General features: G+C 72.2%; 21 protein-coding genes. 13 read left to right on the top strand and 8 right to left on the bottom strand.

Annotated elements, in window-relative coordinates; genetic code table 11:
- Positions 1-8: 8 nt before the first annotated feature.
- A complete protein-coding gene (locus tag AC4OXY_RS40260) occupies positions 9-482 on the bottom strand; it encodes a cold-shock protein (protein ID WP_491994718.1) in 474 nt (157 codons plus the stop codon).
- Between the two features lie 192 nt (positions 483-674).
- Here AC4OXY_RS40260 and AC4OXY_RS40255 point away from each other — a divergent pair, with 192 nt between their 5' ends.
- Both AC4OXY_RS40255 and AC4OXY_RS40250 read left to right on the top strand, forming a co-directional pair.
- Positions 675-1,739 carry a Rieske 2Fe-2S domain-containing protein gene (locus AC4OXY_RS40255; protein ID WP_491992199.1) on the top strand — a complete coding sequence of 355 codons (1,065 nt, stop codon included), beginning with the start codon at positions 675-677 and terminating at the stop codon, positions 1,737-1,739.
- Between the two features lie 55 nt (positions 1,740-1,794).
- The gene (locus AC4OXY_RS40250) at positions 1,795-2,733 is read left to right on the top strand and encodes a PDR/VanB family oxidoreductase (RefSeq protein WP_491992198.1); all 939 of its coding nucleotides are present in this window, start codon (positions 1,795-1,797) and stop codon (positions 2,731-2,733) included.
- A gap of 79 nt (positions 2,734-2,812) precedes the next feature.
- Here AC4OXY_RS40250 and AC4OXY_RS40245 read toward each other — a convergent pair whose 3' ends face one another.
- Complete coding sequence (locus AC4OXY_RS40245; RefSeq protein WP_491992197.1) at positions 2,813-3,541, bottom strand: MmyB family transcriptional regulator; 729 nt, start codon at positions 3,539-3,541, stop codon at positions 2,813-2,815.
- 267 nt (positions 3,542-3,808) lie between these two features.
- On the opposite strand from AC4OXY_RS40245, the gene AC4OXY_RS40240 reads away from it, so the two are divergent.
- Both AC4OXY_RS40240 and AC4OXY_RS40235 read left to right on the top strand, forming a co-directional pair.
- The gene (locus AC4OXY_RS40240; protein WP_356025473.1) at positions 3,809-4,465 is read left to right on the top strand and encodes a helix-turn-helix domain-containing protein; all 657 of its coding nucleotides are present in this window, start codon (positions 3,809-3,811) and stop codon (positions 4,463-4,465) included.
- 378 nt (positions 4,466-4,843) lie between these two features.
- Positions 4,844-5,071: a hypothetical protein gene (locus tag AC4OXY_RS40235; RefSeq protein ID WP_362823538.1), complete on the top strand. Its 228-nt coding sequence runs from the start codon at positions 4,844-4,846 to the stop codon at positions 5,069-5,071.
- A 53-nt stretch (positions 5,072-5,124) separates the two neighbouring features.
- Here the strand turns inward: AC4OXY_RS40235 and AC4OXY_RS40230 are convergent, their stop codons facing one another.
- A complete protein-coding gene (locus tag AC4OXY_RS40230) occupies positions 5,125-5,805 on the bottom strand; it encodes a 4'-phosphopantetheinyl transferase family protein (protein ID WP_491992196.1) in 681 nt (226 codons plus the stop codon).
- On the bottom strand, positions 5,753-6,658 hold the full coding sequence (locus tag AC4OXY_RS40225; protein WP_491992195.1) for a metallophosphoesterase family protein: 906 nt from the start codon (positions 6,656-6,658) through the stop codon (positions 5,753-5,755). The genes AC4OXY_RS40230 and AC4OXY_RS40225 overlap by 53 nt, the downstream gene beginning before the upstream one ends.
- Before the next feature lie 272 nt (positions 6,659-6,930).
- On the opposite strand from AC4OXY_RS40225, the gene AC4OXY_RS40220 reads away from it, so the two are divergent.
- Entirely contained in the window at positions 6,931-8,058 is a 1,128-nt protein-coding gene (locus tag AC4OXY_RS40220) for an ATP-grasp domain-containing protein (protein ID WP_356025479.1), read from the top strand.
- A gap of 94 nt (positions 8,059-8,152) precedes the next feature.
- On the opposite strand, the gene AC4OXY_RS40215 is transcribed toward AC4OXY_RS40220, so the two are convergent.
- The 3 genes from AC4OXY_RS40215 to AC4OXY_RS40205 are packed head-to-tail and all read right to left on the bottom strand — an operon-like array spanning position 8,153 to position 13,362.
- Entirely contained in the window at positions 8,153-11,197 is a 3,045-nt protein-coding gene (locus AC4OXY_RS40215) for an alpha-mannosidase (protein ID WP_491992194.1), read from the bottom strand.
- Between the two features lie 57 nt (positions 11,198-11,254).
- Positions 11,255-12,592 carry a 6-phospho-beta-glucosidase gene (locus AC4OXY_RS40210; protein WP_491992193.1) on the bottom strand — a complete coding sequence of 446 codons (1,338 nt, stop codon included), beginning with the start codon at positions 12,590-12,592 and terminating at the stop codon, positions 11,255-11,257.
- Positions 12,589-13,362 (bottom strand): DeoR/GlpR family DNA-binding transcription regulator, encoded by a 774-nt coding sequence (locus tag AC4OXY_RS40205; RefSeq protein WP_376290644.1) that lies wholly within the window; start codon positions 13,360-13,362, stop codon positions 12,589-12,591. The genes AC4OXY_RS40210 and AC4OXY_RS40205 overlap by 4 nt, the downstream gene beginning before the upstream one ends.
- 157 nt (positions 13,363-13,519) lie before the next feature.
- Here AC4OXY_RS40205 and AC4OXY_RS40200 point away from each other — a divergent pair, with 157 nt between their 5' ends.
- From AC4OXY_RS40200 to AC4OXY_RS40165, 8 genes are all read left to right on the top strand, one after another.
- Positions 13,520-14,635 (top strand): carbohydrate kinase family protein, encoded by a 1,116-nt coding sequence (locus tag AC4OXY_RS40200; protein ID WP_376290686.1) that lies wholly within the window; start codon positions 13,520-13,522, stop codon positions 14,633-14,635.
- 43 nt (positions 14,636-14,678) lie between these two features.
- Complete coding sequence (locus AC4OXY_RS40195) at positions 14,679-15,965, top strand: ABC transporter substrate-binding protein (RefSeq protein WP_491992192.1); 1,287 nt, start codon at positions 14,679-14,681, stop codon at positions 15,963-15,965.
- Positions 15,965-16,924: a carbohydrate ABC transporter permease gene (locus AC4OXY_RS40190; RefSeq protein WP_491992191.1), complete on the top strand. Its 960-nt coding sequence runs from the start codon at positions 15,965-15,967 to the stop codon at positions 16,922-16,924. The genes AC4OXY_RS40195 and AC4OXY_RS40190 overlap by 1 nt, the downstream gene beginning before the upstream one ends.
- A 14-nt stretch (positions 16,925-16,938) precedes the next feature.
- Positions 16,939-17,826 carry a carbohydrate ABC transporter permease gene (locus tag AC4OXY_RS40185; RefSeq protein ID WP_362823544.1) on the top strand — a complete coding sequence of 296 codons (888 nt, stop codon included), beginning with the start codon at positions 16,939-16,941 and terminating at the stop codon, positions 17,824-17,826.
- A 116-nt stretch (positions 17,827-17,942) separates the two neighbouring features.
- A complete protein-coding gene (locus tag AC4OXY_RS40180) occupies positions 17,943-18,479 on the top strand; it encodes a DUF4981 domain-containing protein (RefSeq protein WP_491992190.1) in 537 nt (178 codons plus the stop codon).
- Positions 18,480-18,534: 55 nt separating this feature from the next.
- Positions 18,535-20,361, top strand: coding sequence for a LamG-like jellyroll fold domain-containing protein (locus AC4OXY_RS40175; RefSeq protein WP_491992189.1), 1,827 nt, complete (start codon positions 18,535-18,537; stop codon positions 20,359-20,361).
- 184 nt (positions 20,362-20,545) lie between these two features.
- A complete protein-coding gene (locus tag AC4OXY_RS40170; RefSeq protein ID WP_356025496.1) occupies positions 20,546-21,292 on the top strand; it encodes an IclR family transcriptional regulator in 747 nt (248 codons plus the stop codon).
- Positions 21,293-21,508: 216 nt separating this feature from the next.
- On the top strand, positions 21,509-22,918 hold the full coding sequence (locus AC4OXY_RS40165; protein ID WP_491992188.1) for a glycoside hydrolase family 16 protein: 1,410 nt from the start codon (positions 21,509-21,511) through the stop codon (positions 22,916-22,918).
- Positions 22,919-22,989: 71 nt separating this feature from the next.
- Here the strand turns inward: AC4OXY_RS40165 and AC4OXY_RS40160 are convergent, their stop codons facing one another.
- Positions 22,990-23,913, bottom strand: coding sequence for a helix-turn-helix domain-containing protein (locus AC4OXY_RS40160; RefSeq protein ID WP_491992187.1), 924 nt, complete (start codon positions 23,911-23,913; stop codon positions 22,990-22,992).
- Between the last annotated feature and the right edge of the window lie 95 nt (positions 23,914-24,008).

Raw genomic sequence — 24,008 nt, 5'->3', positions numbered from 1 at the left:
GTGTCCTGTCAGTCCTCGATCCAGCCGTGCCGCCGGGCGAACAGGGCCAACTGCCGTCGCACGGCGATGATCTGCTGCCCCGTCAGATCGGGGACGGAGGTCAGCAGCAGCTCCGTCACCTCGCGCGTGTACTCGGCCGAGCCCAGCACGTCGCACATCGGCTCCTGCCCCTCCCCGGCAGCCCCGGAACCCGCCGGAGCCGCGGAAACGGCGGAAACGGCTGGAGCCGCTGGAGTCCCGGCGGCGCTCTCGGCCGGCTGCGCCGGCGGGGCCCCCTGCTCCTGTGCGAGCCGGACGGAAGACGCCTTCAGCCCGCGTCCGCCGTTCTCGATCTCGAATTCCACCGCCAGCCCCGAGCGCACGGACGACTCGGGAATCAGCAAGTCGTTCACATGCAGGAAAACGTCTTCTCCGCCCTGCTCCGGCGCGATGAAGCCGTACCCGCGCATCCCGTCGAAGCGGATCACCCGACCGACAGCCATCCACAACCCCCCACACTCACTCAGCCACACCCAACCCTCGTACTGCCGCCCAGCGTACGCGATGTGACAGGCGGCACGGGCGGTGCGGGCACCGCCACGACGCAGGGTGTTTCCGTCAGACGGAAGGAGCGTTGCGGCCCCGGGAGACGCTCCTCGACGATGCCGTCACGACGACAGACGGGAGCCGGCTCGATGCCCCATGTAACCGCCTTCGCAAGGAACCAGTGGTACGTCGCCGCCCACGGCCACGAGGTCGGGCGCGAGTTGCTCGGCCGGACCGTCCTCGGCGAGCCGCTCGTCCTCTACCGCGCCGAGGAGGACGGCGGCCCGGTCGCCCTGCACGACCGCTGCGTCCACCGCCGCTACCCGCTCTCCGAGAGCGGTCTGGACGGCGACCGGATCGTCTGCGGCTACCACGGCTTCACCTACGACCGCACCGGCACCTGTGTGTACGTGCCGGGCCAGAAACGCGTTCCGCGCACCGCCCGCGTCGCCTCCTACCCGGTGGTGGAGCAGGACTCCCTGGTCTGGGTGTGGATCGGCGACCCGGCACTCGCCGACCCCCGAGCCGTGCCGCGGGCCCGGCACCTCGACTCCCCCGGCTGGGTCACCGTCCGGGGCATGGAACCGATCGACGCGGACTACGGCCTGCTCGTCGACAACCTCCTCGACCTCTCCCACGAGACCTATCTGCACGGCGGCTACATCGGCACCCCGGAGGTCGCCGAGACACCCATCACCACCGAGGTCGACGAGGCCGCGGGCATCGTCCGGGTCAGCCGGCACATGGACGACGCCGAATGCCCGTCGTTCTACTCCCGCTCCACCGGCCTCACGGGCCGCATCAGCCGCCGGCAGGACATCGAGTACCACGCGCCCTGCCTGTATCTGCTGCACAGCAGCATCGCGCCGGTCGGTGCCGCACCCGGGCCGGACGGCAGCGACCCGCACGGCTTCCGCACCGAGATCACCTACGCCATCACCCCGTCCACGGACGGCGCGGTGTACGACTTCTGGGCGGTCTCCCGGAACTGGGCGACCGACGACCCCGAGGTGAGCGAGTTCCTGCGCACCAACAACCACACCGTGGTGATGCAGGACGTGGACGCCCTCAACCTCCTTCAGCGGACGCTGAGTTCGGAACGTGCCGGCGGCCAGGAGCTGAGCGTCAACATCGACGCCGGCGGTCTTGCCGCCCGCCGCATCCTCGCCCGGCTGGCCGAGGAGGGCGCCACACCGTCGGAGAAGGTCCGGTGATGCGGCGGTGGACGCCGGCGCACCCCGAGGGGCACGCATTCCGGAAGGACGTACGGTGACCGAGTACGAACTCGTCGTGACGCAGCGGGAGTTCGCGGCGGACGGGGTGCTGTCGCTGACCCTGCGGCACCCGCTCGGGCGGCACCTGCCCGCCTGGGAGCCCGGCGCCCATGTGGACCTGCTGCTCGGCCCGGAGCTGGAACGGCAGTACTCGCTGTGCTCGGACCCGGCGGACCGCTCCGCGTGGCGGATCGCGGTGCTGCGCGAGCCAGACGGCCGGGGCGGATCCGCCCGCGTGCACGACGAGTTGGACACGGGCGGCACGGTCCGGGTGCGCGGGCCGCGCAACCACTTCCGGCTGGAACCATCCCCCCGCTACCGGTTCGTCGCGGGCGGCGTCGGCATCACCCCGATCCTGCCCATGCTCGCCGCGGCCGAGGCGGCGGGCGCCGAGTGGTCGCTGCTGTACGGCGGCCGGACCCGCGCCTCCATGGCCTTCACCGCGGAACTCGCCCGCTACGGCGAGCGGGTGACCCTCGCCCCGCAGGACGAGACGGGCCTGCTCGACCTGGCCCCGGTCCTGTCCGAGGCCCGGGTCCGCGACGACACCCTGGTGTACTGCTGCGGCCCGGGACCGCTCCTGGACGCCGTCGAGGCCCGCTGCCCGGCCGGGCGGCTGAGGGTCGAGCGCTTCCGGGCCGCCACGGCCCGGCAGGCGGACGCCGCGGCGGAGTTCGAGGTGGTGCTCGCGCGCAGCGGCCGTGCCCTCACGGTGCCCCCGGAGGCGTCGGTGCTGGACACGGTGCGGGCCGCCGGGGTCGAGGTGCTGTACTCCTGCACCGAAGGGACCTGCGGTACCTGCGAGACGGATGTGCTGGAGGGCACCCCCGATCACCGGGACTCGGTCCTCGGCGAGGAGGAACGGGCGGCCGGTGACACGATGATGATCTGTGTGTCCCGGTGCCGGGGCACCCGCCTGGTACTGGATCTGTGAAACCGCACAGGAACAGCGACGTCATCGAGCTGCGAACTCGGCGGGGCCGTCAAGAACGTCGTCGTCCTGCCCGTCGGCGTCAGCAGACTGGCCCCGACCCGGCGCCGCCGGTGACCTGAACGCCGGCGGTGCCGGGGCAGTCCTGGGGCGGGGGTACGACCGTGAGGTGGGCCGCCGTACCGCGTGCGCGGCGCGGGCGGCGCACGGGGGCCGCGGGGCGGCGGGCGTCGCGCAGGACCATCGTCAGGCGCCGGTAGCCGACCTCCCGCAGGGCCTGCGGGGTCTCGTCGACGACCCGGCACTCGGTGGGGCCCCGGCGCGGGTCGGGGTGGTGCAGCAGCCGGACGGCGCCGTCGAGCCGGGTGGCGGACTCGCCGACCGCCCGCATCCAGTGCGGCAGGCCCTGCCGGTAGGCGGCCTCCATGATCGGGTCCTGGGCGATGTCCCGGCGGACCGCCTGGAGTTCGTGGTCGTGGCCGTACGTCTCCAGCGCGGTCCTCAGGTGCGCCAGCATCGGCAGGCACCAGCCCGGCTCGTGCTCGCCGAGGACCTCGGCGGCGTCCGGGTGGAAGAGCACGAACCGCAGGAAGTTGTCCCCGGGCATGGCCGTCGGATGCGGGCGCACTCCGCGAAAGAGCGTGGCGTACGCGCCGTTGGCCATGACCACGTCCCAGCGGTGGTCCACGACCAGGGAGGGCAGGGCGAGGGACTCCAGCAGCACCGCGTAGTCCTGGAGGTACGCCTGGGTGTCGCACGCATCGGGGACGGGCCGCGGCGCCGGCCGCTGCCCTCCTGCCTGATGTGCCATCGGGAGGTCACCCCTCTTGCCTCTGCGGCCTGACGCGGCCCCTGCGATCCTGCGACCCCGTCCTGTGGGATGTCAACTATCGTGGCATTTCCTGCCTGTTGACGGCTGAAATTCGCCACAGTTGTGGCGACACCTGGATGTGAGTTCGAGGCACCGGCTACTCTCCGGGAACATCACGGCGACCGCTCACGAGAAGCCGGGAAGGCCGGACGCATCCGGGACGCACGGACGCATCGGAAACCCTCGAGAGACGTAGGAGTTCTGTCGGTGACGGATGGCTACGAGGATCCGGGCGCCACGGCGACCGCCCAGCTGCCGGCCGTCGTCGCCCGCGTCACCGCGCTCGCCGACCGACTCGGTGTGCCGCACGCCGAGGTCTTCTGCGTCGGACGGCTCTCCGTGGCCTGCGGTGTGCCCGAGCCGGTGGTCAGGGCCCTGCTCAGCGGACGCCCCGCCGGCGAACCGGACGTCCAGGCACGCTTCTTGCAGCGGCTGGGCCTGCTGCGCCGCACCCGGCTGAAGCCGGGCGGCCGCAAGTACACCCAGCAGGAGATCGCCGACGGCGCGGGCATGTCCCGGCAGCAGGCCGGCGCCCTCATCAACGGCGACCGCCGGCCCACCATGGAGCACTGCGACGCGCTCCAGCGCTTCTTCCGGGTGCACGCCGGCTTCCTGACCGCCGAGGATCCCGAGGCGCTGGCGGGTGCGCTGCAACGCACCGAGCAGGAGCTGCTGACGAAGCTCGCGGACCGGGAGCGGGCCGCCGCCTCGGCCGCCGAGGACCCGCTGGAGCGGCTGCTCCAGGACCACGGGGTGCGCGGAATCGCCTGGCGGGCGGCGCAGTTGCCGACGGACCAGCACCGGGACAAGGTCGCGGAGTGGCTGGACATGCTCCTGGAGAGCGTCAAGCGGCCCGAGTCCTGAACCGGGCAGGACTGCCGGCGTCGGCAGGGACATGCGCAGGCTGCGCGAGGAGATGAGCCTGCGCCGCGGCCGCCCGGTCCACGTCCGTGCGGCCCCTTGCCCGTCCGGTAGGGCGAGCGGGCTGTGGCTGGATCAGGCCGCGCTCCGGGCCGTGGTGCAGCGGGGCGCCGCCGGCAAGTGCCGTACCGGGCTGGCCGGTTCGGCCCGGCCGGCCCGGTGCACCGAGGTTCCGCGTCCCGGGGAACGCGGGGTCCGGACTGCGCCGAGCGGGCGATCCGGGGCGCAGCCGGAGGGCGTTGTCAGTGGTGGGCGGCAAGCTGGTGGTGTGCGCCCGCCGCGGGGCGCAGACCGCGACGCCTATCCGGGGAGAGCCGACCGATGCCCACCGCCGTACTGACCGACCGTGAGCGCACCGCCGTACAGGCCTACCTGCGGCTGCTGCATACCGTCCGCGCCGCCTTCGACGGCCCGCCGGACGGCGGCCGGCCCGCCGTGGTGCCGCCCGCCGTGCTGGCCGAGGCCGAGCAGGCCCTGGCCCGGGCGGGCCTCACGGGCAACGAGCAGGAGTTCTTCCGCCTGCTGCGCGACTGGTGCCCGCCCGCATGAGCGCGCACCGGGCCGGGCGGGCGCCTCCCCGGCGTCACGGGTGCGGTACGACGTCACGCGTGCGGTACGACCACGGAGGTGGCCACGAACCCGTCCCGTACGGCCCACCGCCCGTCGAAGGCCTGGAGTCTGCGGCCGCCGACCCGGGGGCCGGGGACGAGGAGTTCGGCGTGCAGGGTGCCGCGGTCGCCGCCGTCCGGGTCCGGGTGCAGGGTGATGTCGGCCTCGGAGAAGTCCAGCCACAGGCGCGTGAGCGGGAACCACGCCTTGTAGACGGACTCCTTGGCGCTGAACAGGATCCGGTCCCAGTGCACGCCGGGCCGCCGCGCGGCGAGCAGGGCGAGCCGCCCGGACTCGGCGGGCAGGAAGACGGAGTCGCCGACACCCTCGGGCAGCGGCCCGTGCGGCTCGGCGTCGATACCGACGGAGGCCAGGTCGCCGTCGCGGGCGAGCACGGCGGCGCAGTAGCCGTCGCAGTGGGTCATGCTGCCGATCAGGCCTGCGGGCCAGACCGGGGCACCCCGCTCACCGCTGACGACGGGCTGCGCGGGCACACCGATCTTCTCCATGGCGCGCCGGGCGCACCCGCGTACGGCGGCGAACTCACGGCGGCGCTTGGTCACTGCCCGCTGGACGAGCGCCTCCTCCTCGGGAAAGAGCGGGGCGTCCCACAGCGGGTCGTCACGGTGTGCCTCCACGACCACGACCGACTCCGGGAGCAGCTCCTCGATCACCGGCTTCGACCTCCATCGGCAGGATACGACGCAGCCTGCCCGGGGAGTCCGAACGCTTGCGCCACTCACGGGGATAGCCCACCGAGACCTCCACGAAGCGGACTCCGTCGTGCCAGGTCGTGCGGGGGATGTGCAGATGACCGTAGACCATGGTCGCGATCGGGAACCGGCGGTGCCAGTCGGCGGTCAGCGTGGTGCCGCACCACATGGCGAACTCGGGGTGCCACAGGACCTCGGTGGGGTGCCGGTGCAGCGGGTAGTGGTTGGCCGGGACGACGGGCAGACCGTCGGGGAGCGCGGCGAGCCTGCGCTCGGTCTCGGCGACCCGGGCCCGGCACCAGGCCTCCCGGGTCGGATACGGGTCGGGGTGCAGCAGGTACTCGTCGTTGCAGACGATGCCGGTGCTCTGCGCGTAGGCGAGGCCCTCGGCCTTGGTGTCACAGCCGGCCGGCAGGAACGAGTAGTCGTACCCGAGGAACAGCGGGGCGACGGCGGCCGGGCCGCCCGGCCCCTCCCACACCGGGTAGGGGTCCTCGGGGGTGACGACGCCCAGCTCGCGGCACATGGCGACCAGGTGCTCGTAGCGGGCGACGCCGCGCAGGGTGACGGTGTCCTTCGGGTGGGTCCACAGGTCGTGGTTGCCCGGCGTCCACAGCACCTTGCGGAAGCGGCTCGCGAGCGTGCCGAGGGCCCAGCGGATGTCGGCCACGGTCTCGGCGACGTCGCCGGCGACGATCAGCCAGTCGTCGTCGCTCGTGGGCCTCATGCGCTCGACCAGGGCGCGGTTCTCCGGATACGTGATGTGCAGGTCGCTGATGGCCAGCAGCTGTCCGGCCCCGGCCGTCGACTCCACCCCGTGCCCCTTTCCGATCATCGTCCGCCTCGACCACAAGAACACATTCCCGGATCCGGGACAAGGGGGTCACGGGCCCGGCGGGGTGGCTCTAGGGGGTTCCGGAATCCGTAACCCCGGCGTTGCACGAGCGGGCGCTTGAAAGCCGTATGATCGCCGCAACACCGTCGCCCCAACTTCCCCTTTTCGCAGGGGCTGTTCGGTGTCCCTTCCTTCCTTCTGCCCGGGCACGGGCCGCTCCGCCCTGCCCGGAAACCCGAAAGGCGGCCTGCATGCTCTCTCGCGTACGCGTCTGGCTCAACCGCACGTACGCGGAGAACGTCTTCTTCATGGAACAGCTGCGGAGAAATCCCAGCGACCGGGCCGTGGAGATCCATGCGACGCACGGGGACCCCGACTCCCCCGTGCTGGCCGCCGCTGACACCGCCGACCTCGAACCGGAGGGCCTGTCCCCGGCCGCCTACGTCGAGTACGCCCTCGACCAGTGCGCCCGGCGCGGCATCGACGTCTTCGTGCCCCGGCTGCACCAGGCGGCGATCGTGGCGCACCGCGCCGACTTCGCGGCGGCGGGCACGGCGCTGCTGGCGCCGACCCCGGAGGCGGTGGCCGTGTTCGAGGACAAGGCGACCGCGTACGAGGCCGTCCGCTCGGTGGGCGTCCCGGTACCGCCGTGGTGGCGGGCCCGTACGGCCGACGAACTCCTCGCCGCTGTCGAGGAGTTGGAGTCGGCCGGGCACAAGGCGTGCTTCAAGCCTGCCGCCGGTGCGGGCGGAGTCGGCTTCCGGGTGATCACCCGCGCCCCGTTCTCGCTGACCCACCTCGCGGGCTTCCCCGGCCCGTACGTGCAGCTGGACCTGGTCCTCGAAGCACTGCGGCGGGCGCAGGAGCCGGTGGACTGGCTGGTGATGCCCCGGCTGGAGCAGCCCGAGGTGTCCGTCGACGTCCTCACCGGGCCGGACAACCGGGTGCGGCTCGCGGTGGGCCGCACCAAGAACGGCCGTCGGCGCGGCTTCACCCTGGACGAGCGCTGGCTGGCCCCGGCCCGGCTGATCGCGGAGGGCTTCGGGCTGCACCACCTTTCCAACATCCAGTTCCGCATGTACGGCGACGAGCCGGTGCTGCTGGACGTCAACACGCGGCCGGCCGGGGGCCTGCACCAGCTGTCCCTGTGCGGGGTGAACGCCCCCTGGGCCGCCGTGCGGTTGGCCCTCGGCGAGGACCCGGGCGTGATCGAGCCGCCGTTCCTCGGGCAGGACTACACGGTGGTCTCGGGACCCCGCCCGCTGATGCCCACAGCGTTTCCGCGGCAGAGGCAGGCGTCGGAGGAGGCCGAGGTGGTGTTGCCGGTGGCCCCGTTGCCTGTGCAGGCGGCTTCGGCGGCGGAGGTGCTGCCGCTCTAGGCCGACGCCGGGTGCGGGTTGTTCGTGGTGGATCGCGCGGTCCCCACCTCCCCCCCGCACCCCTTAGGGGTGCGGGGGGGGGAGGATCCGTGTCTCAGCGGCTCACGGCCAGCCGCAGTGTCCGCACCTCGAAGGGGCGCAGCTGCACCGGTACGGCGTTCCCGTCCGTCTCGGCCGTGGCGAGCGGGCGTTCCAGCAGGTCGGTGATCTCGGCCCCGGCCAGCGGGAACCCGGCGCGCAGGACGCCGCTCGCGCGGCCGCCCCGGGACTCGTAGAGGCGGACCACCACGTCGCCGGAGCCGTCGTCGGCGAGCTTGACCGCCTCGACGGTCACGCCCTCGCCCTCGGCGGAGACGACGGGCTCGGGCTCGCCCGCCGAATCGGCCACGCGCAGCGGGAGGTTGAGGGCGTAGCCCTCGGCGACCGCGTCCTCGATGCTCGCGCCGGGCAGCAGCGCGTAGGTGAAGCGGTGGCGGCCCTGGTCGGCCTCGGGGTCGGGGACGCGCGGGGCGCGCACCAGGCTGAGGCCGACGGTGGTGGTCGTGCCGCCGTCCTCGCGGACCGTGCGGGTGACGTCGTGGCCGTAGGTGGAGTCGTTGACGAGCGCGACGCCGTAGCCGGGCTCGGCGATGTGCACCCAGCGGTGGCCGGGGACCTCGAAGCGGGCCGCCTCCCAGGTGGTGTTGGTGTGGGTGGGCCGCTGGACGTGGCCGAACTGGATCTCGGCGCTGGAGTGCGCGGCGCGCACGTCGACGGGGAAGCCCGCCTTGAGGATCTTCTCCGTCTCGTGCCAGTCGAGGTCCGTCTCGATGTCGATCCGGGCGCTGCCGGCGCGGACGGTGATCGTCTGGGTGATGCGGGAGCCCTTGCCGAAGGTGCGGACCACACGGATCGCGCCGACCAAGGGGGTCTGCTCGACCACGGTGACCGAGTCGGGCTCCAGCAGGTCGGTGTAGCGGTTGCGGTAGTGCTTGTCGATGTCCCAGGCGTCCCAGTAGTTGGGGAGGTCGGTGTGCAGGCGGAGGAGGTTGCCGGGGCCGGCGAGGACTTCGCGGTCGGATCGTAGATCGTATACAGAAGACAGTGTTCCGTCTTCTGTCACCTGTACACGGACGATTCCATTCTGCATACACCGCCCGCTCACCGTCACCGGCTGCGGCGGCTCGGCCGGAACCAGGGGCGCGGAGCCGTTCGCGGGCACCTGTACGTACACCGGTGCGCCCTCCGGTGTGCGGACCACCTCGGCGCGGTCGCGGGGGCTCGTGTTGAAGACGCGGGGCGCACCGGTGCCCAGGGCGGCGACGGCCTCGCCGGTGAGCGCCGTCAGCTCCTGTGCCACCCGGGCGTACTCGGCCTCGGCCTCGCGGTGCACCCAGGTGATGGAGGAGCCGGGCAGGATGTCGTGGAACTGGTGCAGCAGGACCGTCTTCCACAGCCGGTCCAGTTTCTCGTACGGGTAGGTGTAGTCCGGCGCGTGCAGGGCGGCCGTGGTGGCCCACAGCTCGGCCTCGCGCAGCAGGTGTTCGCTGCGGCGGTTGCCCTGCTTGGTGCGGGCCTGGGTGGTGTAGGTGGCGCGGTGCAGCTCCAGGTACAGCTCGCCCACCCAGACCGGTGCGTTCGGATACTCGGCGCGGGCCTTGGCGAAGAAGGCGTCCGGGTGCTCGATCTCGACCTTCGCCGAGCCCTCCAGGTCCTTCAGGCGGCGGGCGCGTTCCATGATCTCGCGGGTGGGGCCGCCGCCGCCGTCGCCCCAGCCGAAGGGGGCGAGGGAGCGGGTGGCGCCGCCCTTCTCGGCGTAGTTGCGCACGGCCCGGGACAGTTCCTCGCCGCTGAAGCGGGCGTTGTAGGTGTCGATGGGCGGGAAGTGGGTGAAGATCCGGGTGCCGTCGATGCCCTCCCACCAGAAGGTGTGGTGGGGGAAGGTGTTGGTCTGGTTCCAGGAGATCTTCTGGGTGAGGAACCAGTCGTTGCCGGCGAGGCGGGCCAGCTGCGGGTAGGCGGCGGTGTAACCGAAGGAGTCCGGCAGCCAGACCCCCTTGGTCTCGATGCCGAAGTGGTCCATGAAGAACCGCTTGCCGTGCACGAGTTGGCGGGCGAGGGCCTCGCCGCCGGGCAGGTTGCCGTCGGCCTCCACCCACATGCCGCCGACCGGCGCCCACTGGCCCTTGGCGACGGACTTCTTGATCCGCTCCCACACGTGGGGGTAGTGGTCCCGGACCCATTCGTACTGCTGGGCCTGGGAGCAGGCGAAGACGAACTCCTCGTACTCGTCGGCGAGCGCGGTGACGTTGGAGAAGGTGCGGGACGTCTTGCGCTTGGTCTCGCGGATCGGCCACAGCCAGGCGGAGTCGATGTGCGCGTGGCCGACGCCGGACAGGATGTGCGCGCTGGCGTGGGCGGGCTTGGCGAGCACCGGCTTCAGGGCTTCGCGCACTACGGTCGCCGAGCCGGCGACGTCGTCCAGGTCGAGCAGGTCCATGGCCCGGTCGAGGGCGTGGGTGATCTCGTGCCGGCGCGGGTCGTGTTCGCCCAGCTCCCGCATCAGTTCGCGCAGCACCTGGAGGTCGAGGTCGAGGTGCCAGACCTCCTCGTCGAGGACGGCGAGGTCGGCGCGGCGGAATGTATACAGTGGACGGTCGCCTGCCGTCCGTACGTCGCCGAGCGGGGTGGGTGCGGTGAACTCGTTCGCGAGGATGTCCGGGTTGGAGGCGGCCTCCACCAGATACTCGACGACTTCCCCGCCGGCGGCCGGCCGGGCGACCGGCACGTACTGGTTGAGCGGGTTGACCGCCTTCAGCGGGGTGCCGTCGGTGAGGTGGACGAGCGCCTCGGCCTGGTTGCCGGGCCAGTCGCCGACGAAGCCGAGGTCGATGACGGACTCGACCCGCCGGCCGGCCCAGTCGGCGGGCACCTCGCCGCGCATCCGGAACCAGGTCGTACCCCAGGGCGGGCCCCACGGGGTGTCCATGGCGAACGGCGCGTAGGGGGCGGCGGCGGCCTCCTCGAAGGGGACCGGTTCCCCGGGCGCCTGCCAGGCCGCGACCTCGAAGGGGACGCGGGCCGCGTAGATCGCGGGCTTGATGCGCTGGTCGTGGAGGCGGGCGACACGTTCCTCGATGCGGCGGCGTTCGTCGTGCATGGCGGTCTCCAGGAGGGAGAGGCGAGCAAGGGGGATGAAAGCGCTTACTAACTCTGCTCACTTAAGGTACGCCAGGCCAGGATGGACCTCGGTGTAGCCCTCGACCAGTCTGCGGGCGACGGTGACCGAGTCGACCAGCGGATGCAGCGCGAAGGCCTTCACGGCGGTGTGCCGGGAACCGGACTCGGCGGCGGCGAGCACCTCCCGCTCGACGGCCTTGACCGAGCAGACCAGGCCGGTGGCATGGCCGGGCAGCGGAGTGACCGAGACGGGGCGGGCACCGCTCGCGTCGACCATGCAGGGGACCTCGATGACGGCGTCGGCGTCGAGCGCCGAGAGGGTGGTGCCGTTGCGCACGTTCAGGATCAGCGTGGTCCGCTCGTCGCGGGCGATGGCCCGCATCAGGGCGAGGGCGACCTTCTCGTAACCGCCGGACAGGTCGTCGGCCTCGCGCTCACCCGCGCCGGCGCTCTCCCGGTTCTCGGCCATGTACGTGGCCTCGCGCTCGGCCCGGGTGCGGTCCCAGGCCGTGAGCGCGGAGGTCTGCGGGCGCAGGGCGTCGGCGTAGAAGCGGGCCTGCTGGTCACGCAGGAAGGCACCCCGGGTCCGCTCGGCCTGCTGGTAGGCGTGTACGGCTTCCCGGTTGAAGTAGTAGTAGTGCAGGTACTCGTTGGGGATCGCGCCGAGCGACTGGAGCCAGTCGGTGCCGAACAGCCTGCCCTCCTCGAAGGAGCCGAGCAGCGCGGGGTCGGCGAGCAGGCGCGGGAGTTCGTCGCGGCCGGCGACCCGCAGACCGCGCACCCAGCCGAGGTGGTTGAGGCCGACGTAGTCGACGAAGGCCCGCTTCGGGTCGGCCCCGAGGGCGCGGGCGATGCGGCGGCCGAGGCCGACGGGCGAGTCGCAGATGCCGATGGCGCGGTCGCCGAGGTGGCGGGACATGGCCTCGGTGACCAGGCCGGCCGGGTTGGTGAAGTTGATGACCCAGGCGTCGGGGGCGAGGCGGGCCACGCGGCGGGCGATGTCGACGGCGACGGGGACGGTGCGCAGGCCGTAGGCGATGCCGCCCGCGCCGACGGTCTCCTGGCCGAGGACGCCCTCCGCGAGCGCGACCCGCTCGTCGTTCGCCCGGCCCTCCAGTCCGCCGACGCGGATGGCGGAGAAGACGAAGTCGGCGCCGACGAGCGCCTCGTCGAGGTCGGTGGTGGCGCTCACCCGGGGCGCGTCGGGGATCCCGGCGGCCTGTTCATCCAGTACACGGGATACTGCATACAGTCGACGGTCGTCCAGGTCGTGGAGGACGACCTCGGTGACCCGCCCTTCGGCGTGGTCGGCCAGCAGCGCACCGTATACCAGCGGCACGCGGAATCCGCCGCCGCCCAGAATCGTCAGCTTCACGTCTGCACCCTTCCCCGGTCGTCCGCCACGACCACCTCGACTCCGGCTTCCTGCAAGGCGGACCGGGTGGCCGGGTCCACGGACGCGTCCGTCACCACCGCGTCCAGGTCCTCGGGGCCGCACACCCTGGCCATGCCCGTGCCCGGGAACTTGGCGGCGTCCGCGAGCAGCACGACCTTGTCACTCGCCGCGATCATGGCTCGCTTGACCGGCACCTCGACCACGGTCGTGTCCATCACCTGCCCGCCGGGCCGGATCCCGCTGGTGCCGAGGAAGAGCCAGTCGGCGTGCAGCTGGCGGAGGTTGTCCTCGGTGAGGAAGCCGACCAGGGAGCGGTACTCGCGGCGGACCATGCCGCCGAGCAGCACCAGCGCGATGTCCTCGTCGTCGGCCAGCTCCTCGTAGACCACGAGGTTGCTGGTGATGACGGTCAGGCGGCGGCCGTGCAACTGCCGGGCGAGCCGGTAGGCGGTGGTGCCGATGTCCAGCAGGACCGACTGGCCGTCGGTGATCATCGCCGCCGCGCGGGCCGCGATGGCGTCCTTCTCGGCGACCCGCACCTCGGCGACCTCGGCGAAGGGCTGGTCGCCCTCCTCGACGACCGCGCCGCCGTGGACGCGGGTGAGCAGGCCGTCCTCCTCCAGTCTGACCAGGTCGCGGCGGACGGTGGCCGGGCTGACGCCGAGCTGCTCGGACAGCTCGGTGACGGAGGCCGGGCCGCCGGAGCGCAGGGCGCTCAGGATGCGTTGATGTCGTCGTTCTGCCAGCACGCCATGAACAGTACTCGTCATATCCGCTCAGCTCCATGCTCAGTTCTGCTCAACTATTGACCAACTCGGCCGGGGAGCGCACGATTCCGTGCACCGAAGTGAAGCGACCTGAAGAGTTCCGACGATCCGACGCCGACGAGAGGACGTCTTCGTGTCCGTGGACGACGAGCGGCCCGACGTGCTGCTGGCCGGGCTGCTCTTCTACGACATCGTCCTCACCGGGCTGCCGGGGCCGCCGGTGCCCGGCGAGGAGATCTGGACCTCCGGCATGGGCTGCGGCCCCGGCGGCATCGCCAACCTCGCCGTCGCCGCCGCCCGGTTCGGTCTGCGCACCTCGCTGGCCACGGTGTTCGGCGACGACTTCTACGGCGCATGGTGCCAGGAGGTGCTCGCCGGACAGGAGGGCGTCGACCTCGGGCCGTCCCGCACGGCACCCGGCCGGCCGACCCCGGTCACCGTCTCCCTCGCCCTGCCCGGGGCACCCGGCACCGACCGCGCCCTGGTCACGCACGGGGAGGAACCGCCGTACTCCCAGGACGAGTTGCTGCGCGACCCGCCCACCGCGCGCACCGCGCTGGTCCATCTGGAGGCCGAGGCGCCCGCGTGGCTCGGCAAGGCCGCCGCGAACGGCACCCGCGTCTTCGCCGACGTCGGCTGGGACCCGACCCGCCGGTGGTCCCGGGACGTGCTCGACCAGCTCGCGCTGTGCCACGCGTTCCTGCCCAACGAGGCGGAGGCGACGGCCTACACCCGCACCGACACCGCCGTCGCCGCGCTCGGGGTGCTCGCGGAGCTGGTGCCGGTCGCCGTGGTGACGTGCGGCGGCCGGGGCGCGATCGCCGTCGACCAGACGACCGGCGAGTACGCGCGGGTCCCGGCCCTCGACATCGATGTCGTGGACGCGACCGGCGCCGGAGACGTCTTCGGCGCGAGCTTCGTGGCCGCCTCGCTCGGGGGCTGGCCGCTGGCCGAGCGGCTGCGGTTCGCCGTCCTCGCCGCCGGTCTGTCGGTCGCGCGGCACGGCGGCGCGCTCGCGGCGCCCGGCTGGTACGGCGTCGACCGCTGGTGGCGGACGCAGCACGACCCCGAACTGCGGCGCGCCTACGGCTTCCTCGCCGACCGCCTGCCCGCCGACCCGGGCCCGCCGCCCCGCCCGGCTCCGGTCACCCCGCCGGCGCGCCCCGCACGCGCGGCCTCGCCGCAGCGCCCCGCACCGGCGGCCTCGCCCCTCCCGCACCCCGACGACAGCCCGCCCGCCCCGCGGCGGAGCTGATCCCCCCTCTCGCGTCGACGACATCCGAAAGGCGGTGGGAGCTGTGCGGCTCTCCCGAAGAGGCCTGCTGCGGGCGGGCCTTGGCACGACGGCCGCCACGGCGCTCGGCGGCCTGGCGTCGGGCTGTGCCGTGCCGACCGGCTCGACCGGCCGGAACATGGTCCTGTGGTACTGGGACGGCGGCCTCGGCGACACCGTCCTGAAACAGGCCAGGAAACGATTCGACGGTTCCGTGGCGCTACGGGCGGTCAAGATAGGCGGTTACTACCGCTCGAAGCTGATCACCACGATGGCGGGCCGGGCCCACATCCCCGACATCGCGGGCCTCAAGGGCGAGGACATGGCGTCGTATCTGCCCGATGCCGACCAGTTCGTGGATCTGCGGACCCTCGGCGCGGAAAAGCTCCGCAACCGGTATCTGGCCTGGAAGTGGGAGCAGGGCCGCGCGGACGACGGCCGGATGGTCGGGTTCCCGATCGACTGCGGCCCGGTCGCGCACTACTACCAGTACGAGGTGTTCCGCCGGGCGGGCCTGCCGTACGAACCAGCCGACGTGTCACGGGAGCTGGCCAGCTGGGAGAGGTTCTTCGCCGCCGGGGAACAGCTGCGAAAACGCATACCGGGGACGTGTCTGCTGACCGACATCACCAGTGTCTTCGAGATGTCGGTCAACCAGGGCACGAAGCGGTACGTCGACCGGGACCGGCACTTCATCGGCGACCAGCAGCACGTGCGTACCGCGTGGGACCGGGCCGTCGAGGCCAAGCGGCGGCGGATCGTCTCCGACCTGGTCAGCGGCACCCCGGACCAACTCTCGGCCGTCCAGGACGGCAAGCTGCCCAGCCAGCTCAACGCCTCCTGGGCCACCAACGACATCAAGACCGGGGTGCCGAGGACCACGGGCCGCTGGCGGGTGGCGGCCTGTCCGGGCGGGCCGTCGAACATCGGCGGCTCGTTCCTCTCCGTCACCAAGGCCTGCCGGGAACCGGAGGAGGCGTTCCGGATCATCACCTGGGTGCTGGACGCCGCCAACCAGGCGCAGGGCTTCGTGGACGCGGGCCTGTTCCCGTCCACCCCGGCGTCGTACGGCATGACGACGCTGCGCGAGCCCGATCCGTTCTTCGGCGGCCAGATCACCATGGACGTCTTCGGGCCCGCGGCGCAGAAGATCCCGGTCGCCTACGACAGCCCGTACGACACCGCCCTGTCACAGCCGGTCAAGGACGAGATCAAGAACGTCGGCGTCCTCGGCAAGGACCCCGAGCAGGCCTGGAGGGACGCCATGCGCACCTGCCGGCGCATCGCCGAGCACCTGGGGGTGAGTCACTGATGGCCACGGCCCTGGACGACGAGCCCTCACCCGTGCTCGCGGATCCGCCCGCCGTCCGCAGCAGGCGGGGCCGGCGCGCGTACTGGCACCTCTACGCCGCCATCTCCCCCTTCTATCTGCTGTTCCTCGGCTTCGGCCTGGTCCCCGTCGGCTTCTCCCTCTATCTGTCCTTCCACCGCTGGGACGGCCTCGGCCGGATGGAGTGGGCGGGCCTGTCGCAGTACGCGTACCTGCTGTCGGACACCGATTTCTGGTCGTCGATCGGGAACACCGTCGTCATCTGGGCGCTGGCCACCTTTCCCATGGTCTTCCTGGCGATGGTGACGGCCGTGATGCTCAACTCGGCGGTGCGCTTCAAGAACGTGTACCGGTTCGCGTACTTCCTGCCGAACGTCACCTCCGTCGTCGCCGTCGCGATCATCTTCGGCTCGGTGTTCTCCACCAACTTCGGCCTGGTCAACGCCCTGTTGCAGGCGGTCGGGCTGGACCAGGTGGCCTGGCTGAACACGCCCTGGGGCATCAAGGTCGCCATCGCCACGCTGATGACCTGGCAGTGGACCGGTTACAACGCGATCATCTTCCTCGCCGGGCTGCAGACCGTCCCGGGCGAGCTGTACGAGGCGGCGCGGATCGACGGCGCCGGACCCGTGACGACCTTCTTCCGCGTGACGCTCCCGCTGCTGCGGCCGGTGCTGCTGTTCGTGCTGGTCGTCTCGACCGTGACCGGACTGCAGAGCTTCTCCGAACCCCAGGTGCTCCTCCAGAACACCGCCAACGAGTCGACCTTCTCCGGCGGCCCCGGGCACGCGGGCCGCACGATGGTCCTCTACTTCTTCCAACAGACCTTCGACAACAACGACTTCGGCTACGGCGCCGCCGTGGCCTGGGGCATCTTCCTCGTCGTCGCCCTCTTCTCGATCGTCAACTGGCGCCTGGTGCAGCGCCGGGGCGAAGAATAGGCAGGCCGGTCACCATGGCAACCACCCACGGCACACGACGGCCCCGGACCCGGCCCCTCAGCGGCTCCGGGAGCATCAGGGGTTCCCGCGGCAGAGGCATCGCGCTGCACGCCGTCCTCGTTCTCGGTCTGCTGCTGTCGGCCTTCCCGTTCTACTGGGCCGTGATCATGTCGACGCACACGTCGAGCGAGATCTTCTCCTTCCCGCCGAAGCTCCTGCCGGGCTCGCACTTCCCGGAGAACGTCCGTCATCTGTTCGCGGCCGTCGACTTCTTCGGCTCCATGCTGAACTCGCTGCTGGTGGCGGGCTCGGTGACGGTGCTGGTGCTGTTCTTCGACTCGCTGGCCGCGTTCGTCTTCGCCAAGTTCGCCTTCCCCGGCCGGCGGCCGCTGTTCGCGCTGCTCATGGTGATCTTCATGGTGCCGGCGCAGCTGGCCGCCATCCCGCAGTTCGTGATCATGGCGAAGCTCGGCTGGATCGGCTCGATGACCTCGCTGATCGTGCCGGCGTCGGCCAACGCCTTCGGCATCTTCTGGATGCGCCAGTACATGCGGGGCGCGATCCCCGACGAGCTGCTGGACGCCTCCCGCATCGACGGCGCGCACTTCCTGCGCCAGTACTGGCACGTGGCCCTGCCCGTGGTCCGGCCCGGGCTGGCCTTCCTCGGCATCTTCACCTTCATGAGCCAGTGGAACGACTACGCCTGGCCCCTGATCGCCCTGACCAACCCCGACAACGTCACCCTCCAGGTCGCCCTCTCCCAGCTGAACGGCACCCACGGCACCACCGACTACGGCATGGTGATGACCGGCGCCCTGCTCGCCCTGGTCCCGCTGCTGATCGTGTTCGCGATCGGCGCCCGGCAGATCATCGGCGACCTCGCCAAGGGGGCCATCCGGTGACCGAACCCGGTCGGGGGCCGGTGAGGGATCCCTTTCCGTAAGCGGTTACCGAGTCCACCCCGGCTCTTCAGGGCGGCTTCATCCCCCGGTCCCGGGGCCACGGAATGGTGCAGCGCGTGAGCGACGGAAGACCGGCCGGGCGCATGGACACCGGGCCGTACGAGCATCGGCAGCGCGAGGCCGCGGTCCGCATCCGGTGCCACCGGCACGAGGGAATCGTCCTCGCCAACGACCACCACGTCCCCGGTCTCGGCAGGCTGGCGGCGACCTGGGAGCTGCTGCGGGCCGACGGCAGGATCCTGGCCGCCCCGGCCGAACTGCCCGATCTGCGGCCGGGCGAGACGGCGGCGGTACCGCTGCCGTTCGGGCTGCCGCGGGACGGCGGCGCGACCTGGCTGACCCTGCGGGTGGTGACGGCGACGGACGAGCCGGGGACGCCGCGCGGTACGGAGCTGTGCGCGCCCCGGGTCCTGCTGCCGGCCACGACCACCGCCCCCACCGCCACGACCACTGCCCCCACCGCCGCCGCCACCGCCGCCGGGCGTCCCGAACGCGCCGCGTTCGCCGGGCGCACCGAGGCCGAGGGTGTACGACCGTCCCGTCCGGCACCGGCCGTGAACCGCCGCCGCAACCGCCCCCTGCGCGCCCTGTGACCCCGACCCTCCCCGCCCTTCTCAGTGACCTTCAGCGACCTTTTACGGAGCACACGTGTGTACGTCGCATGACCCCGTCCGGGACGAGGCCGCGCAGGCCGGTGCCGGACGACGCAGTTTCCTCAGGGCCACCGCGCTGCTGGGCGCCGCCGCCACGGCCGGGGTCGCGGTGCCGGCCGTCGCCGAGGCGGCGGAGAAGGGCGGCCCGCGGCCCGACCCGGAGAGCCGTCGCTTCACGCTCGCGGTGATGCCCGACACCCAGTACCTGTTCGACGGGCCGAGCATCGACGCGGCGCCCGTCGAGGCGTCGCTGCGCTACCTGTTGCAGCACGGGAAGGACGAGAACATCGTCTTTTTGTCCCACCTCGGCGACCTCACCCAGAACGGCGCCGCGGCCGAATTCGCCGCGATCGGCAGGGCGTTCGGGATCCTCGACCGCAGGGGCGTCGGCTACAGCGTGCTGGCCGGCAACCACGACGTGAAGTCCTCGACGGACGACCAGCGCGGCCCGACCCCGTACCTGGACACGTTCGGCCCGCCGCGCCTCCGCGACAGGTCGACGTTCGGCGGCGCCTCTTCGGACGGCTACAACACCTACCACCTCTTCCGGGCGGCCGGTCGCGAGTGGCTGGTGCTGGCACTGGACTGGCGGCTGTCGGCCAAGGGATACGCGTGGGCGAAGGACGTCCTCGCCCGGCACCCGAAGACCCCCGTCGTCCTCACCACGCACGAACTCGTCGTCGAGGACGGCCGGTTGTCGGACCACGGGCAGCAGCTGTGGGACCAGCTCATCGCGGACCACGACCAGATCTTCCTCACCCTGAACGGCCACTACTGGCCGGCCGGGCGGGCGGTGCGCACGAACGCGGCGGGCAACGAGGTGCACCTGCACCTCACGAACTACCAGAACCGCTACTTCGGCGGTGCGGCGATGATCCGTCTGTACCGCTTCGACCTGGACCGGAACGTCATCGACGTCGAAACCGTTTCCCCGTGGATCCTCGGCCGGGCCGCCGAGGGCCTGAACGCGCTGGAGCGGCAGGAGCTGGAGCTGAGCGGCGACGCGGACCGCTTCTCGGTGGACATCGACTTCGCGGCCCGCTTCGCGGGCTTCGACCCGGTGCCGGCCCGCCCCGCGCGGCCCGCGTCGAAGATGCTGATCCCGGGCACGGCCGCCTACTGGCGCTTCGAGTCGGCCGTCTCCGGCACCGTCCGTGACCTGTCCGGCCGGGGCAACGACCTCACCGTGGTCACGGTGGGCGGCGGCACGCTCGGCTGGTCGGCCGACCACCACCCCGACCAACCGGGCCACGGCAGCCTGGAGTTCCAGGGGTACAAGTCCCCGCTGAAGGGCGCGTATCTGCGCACGGTGGACGGTGCGCCGCTCAACTCGGCCACTTTCGAGAACGGTTACACCATCGAGGCGTTCTACCGCCTCCCGGCCGACTGGGACCCCGCACACCACGCCTGGTCGGGCATCGTCGGCCGCACCGGCACGGGCGGCGCCGCCGGCAAGACCGGCGACGATCCCGACGAGCCGCTGGCCACCCTCTCGCTGTCGGACGACCGTGAGCCGCAGTGGGCGATGCGGCCGCTCAACCAGGAGGGCATCGCCACCAACTGGGGGCAGGAGACGGCGCTGGAGACCTGGTGGCACCTCGCGGTCGTCAACGACGGCACCCGCACCACCCTCTACGTGGAGGGCTGCCCGGTCGTCCGCAATCCCAAGGCCCCGGCCGTCGGGATCGCCTCCGTCGGACTGCCGTGGCTGCTCGGCGGCTACGAGTACGCCGGGAAGATCGACCAGATCCTGCACGGCCGCCTCGGCGACGTACGGATCGTCTCCCGGGCGCTGCCCGTCACCGCCTTCATGACCCACTGACCCCGCCCCCCGCGCCGAGGGCCACCGGCAACGAGCAGCAGCGACCCACGGCCCGCGGAGCCGACCGGAGCCCGACGGACCACGGCGTCCTCGACCGCACCCGCTGTCACGGCGGGCTCCCGCGCGTACTGTCGGCGATGACGATCCCGGCGGGGGCGAGCGACAACAGGGTGAGGTGGGTGCGGTGGGCGAACGGTCCGCTCCCGACCGGCTGCTGGCCGTGCTCGCCGCGTTCGACCACGAGCATCCCGCCCTGTCGCTGACGGACATCAGCCGCCGGGCGGGGCTCAGCCTCACCACCGCGCACCGGCTGGCGGGGGCCCTGACCGCGTGGGGCGCGCTGGAGCGCGACGCGTCCGGGGTCTACCACGTGGGGCTGCGCCTGTGGGAGGTGGCCGCGCTCGCCCCGCGCGGTCTCGCCCTGCGCCAGCTGGCGCTGCCGTATCTGGAGGACCTGTACGAGGCGACGCACGAGAACGTGCAGCTGGCGGTGCGGGACGGCACGGAGGTCGTCTACGTCGAGTGGCTGCAGGGCCGTTCGGCGGTGGGCGTGCACATCCGCATCGGCGCGCACTGGCCGCTGCACGCCACCGGCGTCGGCCTCGTCCTGCTCGCGCACGCCGACCCGGCCGTCCAGGAGGAGTACTGCGCGGGGCCGCTCGCCTCCTTCACGCCGTACACGCTCACCGACCCGGCAGGTCTGCGGCGCACGCTCGCCGAAGTGCGCCGCTCGGGTGTGGCGGTCAGCGAGCGTCAGGTCACGCAGGACGCGCTGTCCGTGGCGGCGGCCGTCCGCGGTCCGGGCGGGGAGGTGGTCGCGGCGGTGTCGGTGGTGGTGCCCCGGGACGGCGCCCAGGTGCCGGCGCTCGCTCCGGCGGTCCGGCTGGCGGGCCGGGGGATCTCCCGGGCCCTGGGCTGGCGGCCGGTCTGAGCGGGTACGGGTGGCTTCACACCGTGAACTCCCCCGCGAATCAAGGACTTTCCTTGTTTCAAGGCTTGACGGTCGCGGGGGCGGGGAGCACATTGGCGGCACCCTGAGAGCGCTCTCAGCCGACCGGCCATGGGAGCGCTCTCGCACCTCCCGCACCCCGCACTTCCCCTACCCCGTACCTCCCCCACTCCGTACCCCCACACCCGAGAGGCCCCCGTGAACGCACCCTCCGGCATACCCAGACCCCGCCCGCCACGGCCCCGCCCCCTGCGCCGCGCGCTCGTCGCCGTCGTCGCGACGCTCGGCCTGTCCGCGGCCCTCGCCACGGCCGCCACCGCACCCGCGAACGCCTCCGCGCCCGCGCCCCCCTCGGGCTGGTCCCAGGTCTTCCTGGACGACTTCAACGGCGCGGCCGGCTCCGGCGTGAACACCTCCGACTGGCAGTACGACACCGGGACTTCGTACCCGGGCGGCGCCGCGAACTGGGGCACCGGCGAGGTCGAGTCGATGACGTCGAGCACGAACAACGTGGCACTGGACGGCAACGGCGACCTGCTCATCACCCCGCGCCGCGACGCCTCCGGCAACTGGACCTCCGGCCGCATCGAGACCACCCGGACCGACTTCCAGCCCCCGGCCGGCGGCAAGCTGCGCGTGGAGGCCCGGATCCAGATGCCGAACGTGACCGGGGACGCTGCCGCCGGCTACTGGCCCGCCTTCTGGATGCTGGGCGCGCCGTTCCGCGGCAACTACCAGAACTGGCCGGGCGTCGGCGAGCTGGACATCATGGAGAACGTCAACGGCCTGAACAAGACCTGGGCCACGATGCACTGCGGCACCAGCCCCGGCGGCCCGTGCAACGAGACCACCGGCCTCGGCAACTCCACGGCCTGCCCGAACACCACCTGCCAGTCCGGCTTCCACACCTACACGATGGAGTGGGACCGCTCGGTGAGTCCGGAGGCGATCCGCTTCTACGTCGACGGCGTCGGCTACCAGACGGTCACGGCGAACCAGGTGGACGCGACGACCTGGGCCAACGCCACGAACCACGGCTTCTTCGTCATCCTGAACGTGGCGATGGGCGGCGGTTTCCCGGCGGCGTTCGGCGGCGGCCCGACCGGCGCCACCGACCCGGGGCACCCGATGGTCGTGGACTACGTCCAGGTGCTCCAGTCCGGCGGCAGCGGCGGCACCACTCCCCCGCCGGGCAACCGCGACGCCTACAGCCCGATCCAGGCCGAGTCCTACGACGGCCAGTCCGGCGTCGGCACCGAGACGACCACGGACACCGGCGGCGGGCAGGACATCGGCTACCTCGCGAACGGTGACTGGGCGTCGTACAAGGGCGTGAACTTCGGCTCCACGGCGGCCACGCAGTTCTACGCCCGGGTGGCGAGTGGGGCCGCGTCCGGGGTGAGCGGTCTGGTCCAGGTACGGCTGGACAGCCCCACCAGTCCCCCGGTCGGCAGCTTCTCGGTGGCCGGCACCGGCGGCTGGCAGTCCTGGCGGACGGTCCCGGCCAACATCGGCCCGGTGACCGGCACCCACGACGTCTATCTGACGTTCTCCAGCGGCCAGCCGGCGGACTTCGTGAACGTGAACTGGTTCGACTTCGGGCACTGACGCCGCCCGGAGGGCAAGAGGGTGGCTCCACGCGCGCGTGGAGCCACCCTCTTCCCGTCCGAGCGCGCCGCTCAGCGCAGCTCGGCCCGGAATCCCACCGGCGTCCGGCCGGTGTGCAGCTGGAAGAACTTGGAGAAGTTCGCCGCGTCGGGGAAGCCGACGGCCGCGCCGACCCGGCCGATCGGCAGGTCGGTGTGCGCGAGAAGGCGTTTGGCCTCCAGGATCACGCGTTTGTCGATGAAGCCCTTCGGGGTCTCGCCGGTGGCGGCGCGCACGGCGCGCACGAGGGTGCGGCGGGAGTACCCGAGGGCGTCGGCGTAGGCGCTGACGCTGTGGTTGGCGGCGAAGCCCTGCTCGACGGCGTCCCGGAACCGGGTGAAGGTGCTGTCCGTCTGTTGCCGGGAGGCCTCGGCGGAACTGGCCGCGAGGTGGGCGAGGCGCAGCAGGAACGCGGTGAGGGTGTGTCTGAGGACGGCGGTGTGCAGGCTGAGCGGGAGGGTGGCGGTGTCCTCGTACTCTCGGCGGAGCTGGTCGAGGGCGGCCTGCAGTGCGGTGAGCCGGGCGGGGTCGGGGTGGAGCAGGGGCGGGAGGTCGTAGCGGTACAGGCCGGTGGCCTCGACGGTGGCGCGGGGCAGGAAGCCGGGCTGCATGGTGAGGACGGTTCCGTGGTACGCGCTCTCGCGGGAGAAGCGGTGGACCTGCCCCGGGCGGATCCACAGCAGGTCGCCCGCCGAGGCCTCGTACTCGGCGAAGTCGATCATGTGCCGTACGGGACCCTCGGTGAAGAGCATGACGACGTGGAAGTCGATGCGGTGGACGCGCTCCAGCGGGGCGTCGGCGTGCCAGGTGCGGCCGGTGCCCATGGGGCCGACCTGCATGCCGACCCGGCCGACGGCCAGCTCGGTCGGGAAGGGGAAGGTCCTGATCCCGCCGCCGTCGCCGGCACCGCCGCCGTCCGTGGCACCGCCGTCAGCTTGTGGCGTTCTGTCAGCCATGTCCTGTTCGCGCCGTCCCTGCTCCGTGATCACTGTTGATCGCTGTCCCAGATTCACCACAGACTGACACACCCCGACCTTCCTTCTAAAAAGTC

This window comes from Streptomyces sp. HUAS MG56 (assembly GCF_058673395.1).
Note: the sequence above shows the minus strand (reverse complement) of the source record. Positions and strands in the feature narration are given on the sequence as shown.

Excerpts from the sequence above, each read along its gene's own strand:
- AC4OXY_RS40190 (WP_491992191.1), top strand. The coding sequence starts at position 15,965 with ATGGCCACGGCCCTGGACGACGAGCCCTCACCCGTGCTCGCGGATCCG.
- AC4OXY_RS40260 (WP_491994718.1), bottom strand. The coding sequence starts at position 482 with ATGGCTGTCGGTCGGGTGATCCGCTTCGACGGGATGCGCGGGTACGGC.
- AC4OXY_RS40255 (WP_491992199.1), top strand. The coding sequence starts at position 675 with ATGCCCCATGTAACCGCCTTCGCAAGGAACCAGTGGTACGTCGCCGCC.
- AC4OXY_RS40215 (WP_491992194.1), bottom strand. The coding sequence starts at position 11,197 with ATGCACGACGAACGCCGCCGCATCGAGGAACGTGTCGCCCGCCTCCAC.
- AC4OXY_RS40235 (WP_362823538.1), top strand. The coding sequence starts at position 4,844 with ATGCCCACCGCCGTACTGACCGACCGTGAGCGCACCGCCGTACAGGCC.
- AC4OXY_RS40220 (WP_356025479.1), top strand. The coding sequence starts at position 6,931 with ATGCTCTCTCGCGTACGCGTCTGGCTCAACCGCACGTACGCGGAGAAC.
- AC4OXY_RS40185 (WP_362823544.1), top strand. The coding sequence starts at position 16,939 with ATGGCAACCACCCACGGCACACGACGGCCCCGGACCCGGCCCCTCAGC.
- AC4OXY_RS40160 (WP_491992187.1), bottom strand. The coding sequence starts at position 23,913 with ATGGCTGACAGAACGCCACAAGCTGACGGCGGTGCCACGGACGGCGGC.
- AC4OXY_RS40245 (WP_491992197.1), bottom strand. The coding sequence starts at position 3,541 with ATGGCACATCAGGCAGGAGGGCAGCGGCCGGCGCCGCGGCCCGTCCCC.